Raw genomic sequence first — 7,651 nt, 5'->3', positions numbered from 1 at the left:
GACAGGTGCGTGGAGGCTGCCGACCCGGCTCGGCTGAGACCGTGGACCGCCCAGTGTCCGCGGTGGCTGGACGAGAACGGGCGTTGGTTCGGCCGGCACTGGGACCCGGCTGCCGGACCCGGAACGGCTGCGGCCGACCTCCCGTCAGGGAGGCCGGCCGCGGTTGTCGACGAGGGTTGGCTGCGGTGTCGAAGCTAACCCTCAGCTTGGCGGGGCATGCGCAGGGACGCGTCCAGGATGGTCATGAGCTGTGCAGCACGGCTCTTGCCCGTCGGCGCCAGCGGGTATCTGTTCAGAACATCGATCAGGACGGGTGTGGCGCGTTGTCGAGCCTCCTCGATCAGCCGGAGCCCGACGGCGAAATCGTCGTCCGCGTTCAATTCTCCAACGCGAGCGGCGCTTGCGGCGGCTCTCAGGATGTGACCGACTTGGGTGGCTTTCGCGATCGGATGGAGGTAGGCCGCGGAGGCGGCATCTCCGGCGGCACGTGCAGCGAGCCGTGCGGCCTCCGTGGTCGCTTCCTTTGCCGCCCGGTGGGCGTCCAAGGAGGTGATGCGCTGAAGTTTGGTCCTCTTGGCGCCGTTCACGAACTCCCGTGCGGCGTTGATGGCTGCACGAGGCCGAGGATCGCCGGGGCTGGCGTCCTCGAACACAGGAAGAACTTCCTCAGCGCTCTCCAGAGCGTAGTGTGCGACGACGCGCAATTCGTCCATGGTCAGTTCAAAGTCCCCAGATCCGATCGTCACGGACCCGATTCTCCCATCGAGCGATCACCTGCGGTCTCAGACGGAGACTCTGGGACACAGCCATGCCGAGGGTCGAGGCAGGAGTCCGCTGCGCTGGGTCTGGGTGAATCGGTAGGACTCGGTGCCGGTCTCGACGATGTGTGCGTTGAACGTGACGCGGTCGACGATCGCGGTGCAGAGCCGGGGGCCGATGAAGGTCTGCTTCCGCTCGGAGAACGGTGCGTTCGACGTGATCGCGATAGCGCGTCGCTCCTCGCGCTCGGTGAAGATCTGGAACAGGAGCTTCGCCCCGGCCTTGTCCAGGTCGAGATGTTCTGCTTGCGCGGCGCGGCCAGATGTTCCCGCAGCATCGCGTCGATCCAGCCCTTGGCCAGGTCCAGCACCGATGCCCGCGGCGCCGGCTTCTTCCTCGGCGGCAAAACCGCCGAGTTCAACGCCTGGCGAACCAGCCTGCGGTGAACCCCGTATCTCGCCCAACGTCCGCTGCGACACCTCCGGGTCAAGACGCTTGCCCCTTCGGATCGCGGCATACAGCTCCGCCCGCGACAAACCCATCCCGGCCTCCCGACATGACCGTGACCACAAACCAGCACAGCCTCCGACAAGACCGTGATCGACTCACAAACCCTGCCGCCGCACAGCGGACGGAGCACTGCATTCACCCCAAAGAGGGCATGGCACACGGCCCTTCACGTCGGGTGGGGCCAGATCAACTTCTTACGCCGTGGAGCCACTTTCCGTCCGTGCGGTGGAGCCCAAGGAAGTGCTTACAAACATCCCTACGACCGTGGAGCGCCCGGCCGATCGGTAGAGCCGTCCCCAGCGGACCGGGCGGTCATTTTCTCCTCGATATCCGCCCACATCACGGAATTTATGCAGTCGATCGAACGCTACCTGTCGGTTCCTGCTGCGGGAACTTCAAGGCAGCAACAAAGCCCGGACGGCCCGGCACCCGGCCGGTGCCCGACTGTGACCGGCCGTACCGCTCGCCACACCGCTCGCCACACCGGGTCGGCCGCGAGTCGGCGCCTCCGGCGGGACTGAGCCGAGAATGCAGGGGTGTCTACTCCTGCTCTCCCCGCCGGGCGCGATCCGCGGGACGCATGGTCCCTGCTGCTTCTGTCGGCTGCTTCCGGCGCGGCCGATGCGTTCGTCTTCATCTGTGTCGGTCAGGTCTTCGCCGGGGTGATGACCGGGAATCTGGTGCTGCTGGGCGCTTCCGCGGCCGGTGTCGGGGAGCACGGGGTGGCCCTGCGCGTGATCACCGCGCTCGCTTCGTACAGCGTCGGAGTCGTATGCGGTGCGCGGATGAGCGAACGCTTGCGGTGGCCGCTACCGGTGATGCTGCTGATCGAGGTGGTGCTCCTCGCGGCGGGGGCTGTGCTGTGGGCACTGGATCTGATCACCTCGGACGGGGACCGACTGGGTCTCTTGGTGCTCATTTCCGTGGCCATGGGCATCCAGGGCCGTGTCCTCGCCACGCCCACCAACTACTTCACCGGCACTCTGACGTCCCTCGTCGGCCGTGCGACACTCCGGTCGTGGGACCAGGGGGACCTCTGGGTGGCCGGCCGGCTGATCGCGGTCGTGGCGGGCGCGTCCGTGACCGCGCTGGCGGTACGGCTGTGGCCGGGCGCCGCTGCCGTGGTGGCCGTGGTTCCGGCGGCCTGTGCCCTGCTGACCGAGACCGTGCCCAGGCCGCCGCGCCGGGGCTGAGCGCACCCGTCCCAACAGTCCTTGCCCGGTACCGGCCCCCAGGGCACAGGCCCAGACACAGGCACCACAACACGTAACGGGTGTCGGACAGGAACCGCCGCCGCGGCCGGGGCAACGGGAAGCCCCGGCCGACGTCCGGACCGCCGCCATCCGACCGCCGTAGCGGCGGCTGGGTTCAGCGTTCCTCACGGAAGAGGACGTGCCGCCCCGCGATGGCGTCGAACTTGCGCAGGACCAGCCGGTCGGGGTTGTTCCGGCGACTCTTGCGCGTCACATAGCTCTGCCCCGTTCCGGCCGTCGACCGGAGCGTCACGACGGGGCGGGTCTCACTGCGGGCCATGGGTCCCTCCAGAGTCTCTCTCCGACCCCATCCCCTTCATGGGAATGGGTATCGTTTTCGCTCTGTATCCGTAACACAAGGGGGACGCGCCGCATTCCCGCCCACCCGGAAGTCGGCGCACGCAGGCGCGCAGCCGTCCGTGCACGCCGGGTAACTTGCCTCAGCGTCCGTCGACAGCAAGTCCGTTCGACGGAACGGCGCCTTCCGCAGCCTATGGCATATGCCAGAAGCAACATCGCATCGAGTGTTGCCAAATCCCTTACGGCCCCCCTCAGCCTGTGCAACAGTCGTCTACGGTCCACCTTTCAGACCTGGTCGTGCCGCGCCTGTATCGGAGTACGAGATGCCGTCCCATCTGTCTGCGGACCGCCCCGCCCCTCAGCCGCCCGAACGCGATGCCGTCGATGCCCTGATCAACCGGACCCGTCGGCTGCGTGGCGATGTGGATGCCGTGCGGCGGAACGCGGTGCTGATCGACGAGGAAGACCCGCAGATGCGCTGGCAGCGCGCGCTCTGCGAGCTGGCTGTCCATCACCTCGACGATCTCGGCACACAGCTGGGACAGCTCAAGGAGGGCATCCCGTCGGAGGTACCGGAACAGCCCACGGGGAGTTCGGCGCACGGCATCCCGGACATGACCTCCGGCCGGCCGGGTTCCGGTTCGCTCATCGGCAGGGTGGGCCGCGCGGAGTGGAATCTGCTGACCGACGAAGTCGCCTGGTCCGAAGAACTGTTCGAGATCTTCGGCAGGTCACCCGACGCGGGGCCGCTCTCGCTGGACGACCTTCCGTCCATGCTCCTGCCCGAGGACCAGCCCCTGCTCACCTCTCTGGTGACGGGCTGTCTGGTCGACGGGAAGCCGATCGACGGCGAATTTCGCATCCTGCGGACCGACGGCCGGATGCGTACGCTCCACATGATGGGCGAGCCTGTCCTCGACACCGACGGGTGCACCGCCTCCATGTGGGCGGTCCTGCGCGATGTCAGCGAGCTGCGGCGCAGCCAGCAAGTGGTGTGCCGGAGCCGTGATTCGCTACGGCACCGGCAGCACATGGCGCGGACCGAGCGCCGGATGGCGCTCGAGCTCCAGGAGGCCGTGCTCCCCGCGTGGCGGGGCTCGCTGCAGCTGCCCTCGAAAGAAGTGGGCGCGCTGGACATCGCGGCTCACTACCTCCCCTCGGAGTCGAGTTCCCTGATCGGCGGTGACTGGTACGACGCGCTGCAACTGCCGGACGGCAGGACCGTGCTCACGGTCGGCGATCTGACCGGCCACGGCATCCAGGCCACCTCGGCCATGGCGATGCTGCTGGGCGCGCTGCGCGGGATGGCGGTGGCCGGCATCGAGCCGGGAACCCTGATGGGGCATCTCAATCAGCTACTGGAATCCTCCGTCCAGCCCGCCCTCGGCAGCGCGGTGTGCTGTCGATTCGATCCGTCCACCGGCATCCTCGCCTGGGCACAAGCGGGGCACCCCGCACCGCTGCTGTTCCGCGACGGCGAAGGGCGCCCGCTGCTGCCACCGGACGGGGTCCTGCTCGGCGCGACCTCCGGGGTCGCGTACGAGCAGAACGAAGTGCACCTGCTGGCCGGTGATGTGCTGGTACTGCACACCGACGGCCTGAACCGCCACAGCGACCGGGGTGCGGGCCGGGACGCCCTGCTCGCCCTCGCACCGCACTTCGCGCAGGCCCGCACGGCACAGGAGTGCGTACGGACGGTCGTCAGCGAGTTCGGCGGCACCGAGCACCTCGACGACGCGTGCGTGCTGATCGCCCGCATCGGGGCGTAAGGCACAGCGGTACGTAAGGCGTGCGGGGCAACGCGGTACACCGAAGGACGTGCCGACCAAAGGTGCGGCGCTCCGACAACCCGTGCTCCGACGGCGGTGGGTGGTAAGGAAGTTGTTGACCGGCGCCCCGTCATCGCGGCGCCCACATGTCAGATCTCGGACGAACGCTTGCGCTGCTTGATGATGGAACTCTGTGGCAGTGAGAGCTCGATCTCCTCGCGCAGGTCCTGGATCTTCGCGTAACCCGCGTACTGGCCCGTCAGCCGGTACATTTCGCGCAACCGGTCCCACGTGCGGTGCGAGGAGGTCTCCCCCATCGACACCAGGGCGAGCCGTGCGTAACGGTCGGCCTGCTCGGGATCGTCGGCGATGAAGCACGCCGAGGCGAGCGAGATGTAGTCGAAGATCTTGGACCGCTGGCGTCCGTTGGCGCGCAGCTCCAGGGCCTGCTTGGCATGACGTTGGGCCACGCTCGCCGCCGACGGTTCGTGTTCGGCGAGCGTTCGGAACGCCAGGGCCTGCATGCCGTGCATATCCGCCTCGTCGAACATCTGCATCCAACTGGGGGGCGGCACATCGCTCTTGTCCGAGACGAAGAGTTCCTCTGCCTTGCCGAGCGTGCGTCGCATCGCCTGTCCGCGGCCCATGGACGCCTGTGCCCAGGCCTCGATGGTGTGCAGCATCGCCTGGGTGCGCGGCAGAACCATGTCCCCGGAACCCGACTTGGCGAGTTTCATCAGGTCCAGGGCGTCGTCGGGACGGCCCAGGTGGACCATCTGACGGGCCGCCCTGGAGAGCGCCTCGCCCGCGCGCGGGCGGTCGCCGCCCTCGCGCGCCGCGTGCGCCGCGATGACGAAGTACTTCTGGGCAGTGGGTTCGAGGCCGATGTCGTGCGACATCCATCCCGCGAGGACCGCGAGGTTGGCGGCGACGCCCCAGAGACGGCGCTGCAGATGCTCGGGGTGACGGTAGGCGAGCATGCCGCCCACCTCGTTGAGCTGGCCCACCACGGCCTTGCGCTGCAGTCCGCCGCCCCGGGAGGCGTCCCAGGCGCGAAACACCTCGACGGAGCGTTCGAGCGCCTCGATCTCCTCCGAGCCGATGGGTGCGGCCTCGTACCGGTCGAAACCGGCCGGGTCGGCGTACAGCGGTTCGTCGGTCCTTGGAGCATCGGCCGCCAGCACAGGGTCGGCGTGCAGCCAGTCGCGCATGGGGCCGGTGATGGTCGATCCTGCGGCGAGCGCGGCGCCCGCGCTCACCAAGCCGCGTCGGTTGAGCATGAGGTCCATTCCCGTGAATTCGGTGAGGACCGCTGCCGTCCGGTCGGGCGCCCACGGCAGTGCGTCGGGATTGTCCTGCGCCCCGACCTCTTGCCGTTTCCCCACACGCCCGCGCCGGCCGAACCCGAGGTCCTCGATGGTCACGACACGACCGAGCCGCTCGGTGAACAGGGCAGCCAGCACCTTGGGCACGGGATCGCGGGGGGATTCCCCCATGTCGATCCAACGCCTCACCCGCGAGGTGTCGGTGGCCAGCTGCGGGTGGCCCATGGCCGCCGCCTGCCGGTTCACCATTCTCGCAAGTTCGCCCTTGGACCAGCCGGCGAGGCCGAACAGGTCGGACAGGCGGGTGTTGGGTTCTCCGGTCACGTCAAGCCCCCAGGTTCTCGGCTGTGTTGACAGTAACCCCCTGTCAGGTGCCTTGCGACTATTCGCCAGGGTTCGCCAGGGTCCGCCAGATGGTCTGCCACCCGCGCGCCGGTGTCAGGTAGGAAAGCGCCACCCCGCCCGGCAGCCCTAGGTACTCCCCAGGGTGCCGAACGGCCGCCGGCCGGGGCGGTGCACGCAACTTGTCGGCGCACGAAGGGATCTGTCTCGCCCATGTACACAGCATCGTCCTCCGTGACCGCCCCGCCCCGGCCGCTTCGTCCCCTGGGGGCGGGCGGCGGGCCGTACCTCGCTCCGCATGCCGCTCCCCCGGCACCCGGCACGGTCCGGCCGCGGCGGCCGGCTGGGCTGGGCGGACCGCCGCTCAGCGGGCGGCTGGACCTCTCCGGGCCGCAGGGCGCCCAGCTGAGGATGGCGATCGCCTCGGTCCAGCGGATCTGCCCGGAGTTCAACCCGGTGCAGGTGCTGCGCCGCAGCGGCCGCTCGGTGCTCCTCGTCGGCTCCACCGGACGTGCGACCGCGGTCGCCAAGTGCTTACTGGACCACTCCCCCGCGTGGTCGGAGCGGTTCCGTCACGAAATAGCTGCATACCGTGCGTTCGTCCGGCACCGCCCGCCGGTGCGGGTGCCTCGGCTCATCGCGGCCGACCCGGAGAACTGCACGCTGGTGATCGAGCGGATGCCCGGCCGGGTGGCGGCGCTGACCCGGCATCCGTCGGAGGCCCCGCCCCGCGCCGATGTGCGGGCCGCGCTGGGCGCGATCAGTCGGGTCAACGCCTGGCGGCCGGCGCCGGGGCTCTTCGACGCACCGTTGGACTACGCCTCGCGGATCTCCCGGTACCACGAGCTGGGGCTGTTCACGGACCGCGATCTGGGCGATCTGCAGAAGCTGCTGCACGGTCTGGCGCACGCGGGCGGCCGTCAGGGCATGGGGCAGTTCTGTCACGGTGACGCGCTGCTCTCCAACATCCTGCTGTCGCCCACGGGCCCGGTGCTGGTGGACTGGGAGCACGCGGGCTGGTATCTGCCGGGCTACGACCTGGCGACGCTGTGGGCGGTCCTGGGCGACGCTCCGGGGGCGCGGCGTCAGATCAGTCAGCTGGCCCAGGCCAACGGGCCCGCCCAGCGGGATGCCTTCCTGGTCAACCTGATGCTGGTGCTGACGCGGGAGATCCGTACCTACGAGACGGCTGTCCAGCGGGCCATGCGGGAGCCGGTGCCCACGGGCGCCGGTCAGGAGCGGCCGGGCGTGCTCTCGTCGAGCGAGGAGCAGCGGCTGCTGCTGCGTCGGCTGCACGACGACTGCGCGATGGCCCGCCGGGCCGTACGTGCCGCGGTCGGCACTCGCTGACCCTGCCGGGGGACGCGCGCTGCGGGTCCGGTGCCGACACACC

At 69.3% G+C, this 7,651-nt stretch carries 8 protein-coding genes; 3 read left to right on the top strand and 5 right to left on the bottom strand.

What is annotated here, in order from left to right:
- Window positions 1–194: 194 nt before the first annotated feature.
- The 3 genes from ACFU8Q_RS36615 to ACFU8Q_RS36605 form a co-directional block, all read right to left on the bottom strand.
- Window positions 195–746 (bottom strand): putative immunity protein, encoded by a 552-nt coding sequence (locus tag ACFU8Q_RS36615; protein ID WP_384463001.1) that lies wholly within the window; start codon window positions 744–746, stop codon window positions 195–197.
- Window positions 747–782: 36 nt separating this feature from the next.
- Window positions 783–1,295: an ATP-binding protein gene (locus ACFU8Q_RS36610; protein WP_384462999.1), complete on the bottom strand. Its 513-nt coding sequence runs from the start codon at window positions 1,293–1,295 to the stop codon at window positions 783–785.
- Window positions 1,296–1,463: 168 nt separating this feature from the next.
- Window positions 1,464–1,625 (bottom strand): tyrosine-protein phosphatase, encoded by a 162-nt coding sequence (locus tag ACFU8Q_RS36605; RefSeq protein ID WP_384463004.1) that lies wholly within the window; start codon window positions 1,623–1,625, stop codon window positions 1,464–1,466.
- Window positions 1,626–1,805: 180 nt separating this feature from the next.
- Between ACFU8Q_RS36605 and ACFU8Q_RS36600 the strand changes: the two genes are divergently transcribed.
- The gene (locus ACFU8Q_RS36600; protein WP_384462996.1) at window positions 1,806–2,462 is read left to right on the top strand and encodes a YoaK family protein; all 657 of its coding nucleotides are present in this window, start codon (window positions 1,806–1,808) and stop codon (window positions 2,460–2,462) included.
- Window positions 2,463–2,637: 175 nt separating this feature from the next.
- Here ACFU8Q_RS36600 and rpmG read toward each other — a convergent pair whose 3' ends face one another.
- Window positions 2,638–2,802, bottom strand: a complete 165-nt coding sequence (rpmG, locus tag ACFU8Q_RS36595; RefSeq protein ID WP_383758066.1) for a 50S ribosomal protein L33 — start codon at window positions 2,800–2,802, stop codon at window positions 2,638–2,640.
- Between the two features lie 343 nt (window positions 2,803–3,145).
- On the opposite strand from rpmG, the gene ACFU8Q_RS36590 reads away from it, so the two are divergent.
- Complete coding sequence (locus tag ACFU8Q_RS36590; protein WP_384462992.1) at window positions 3,146–4,591, top strand: PP2C family protein-serine/threonine phosphatase; 1,446 nt, start codon at window positions 3,146–3,148, stop codon at window positions 4,589–4,591.
- A gap of 149 nt (window positions 4,592–4,740) precedes the next feature.
- On the opposite strand, the gene ACFU8Q_RS36585 is transcribed toward ACFU8Q_RS36590, so the two are convergent.
- Window positions 4,741–6,240, bottom strand: a complete 1,500-nt coding sequence (locus tag ACFU8Q_RS36585) for a hypothetical protein (protein WP_384462989.1) — start codon at window positions 6,238–6,240, stop codon at window positions 4,741–4,743.
- Window positions 6,241–6,471: 231 nt separating this feature from the next.
- Here ACFU8Q_RS36585 and ACFU8Q_RS36580 point away from each other — a divergent pair, with 231 nt between their 5' ends.
- A complete protein-coding gene (locus tag ACFU8Q_RS36580) occupies window positions 6,472–7,608 on the top strand; it encodes an aminoglycoside phosphotransferase family protein (protein ID WP_384462986.1) in 1,137 nt (378 codons plus the stop codon).
- Window positions 7,609–7,651: the final 43 nt, after the last annotated feature.

Origin of the sequence: Streptomyces sp. NPDC057543 (assembly GCF_042801895.1) — a bacterium.
Lineage (GTDB): Bacteria > Actinomycetota > Actinomycetes > Streptomycetales > Streptomycetaceae > Streptomyces.
The sequence above is the reverse complement of the archived record's forward strand: the minus strand, read 5'-3'. Positions and strand labels throughout refer to the sequence as shown.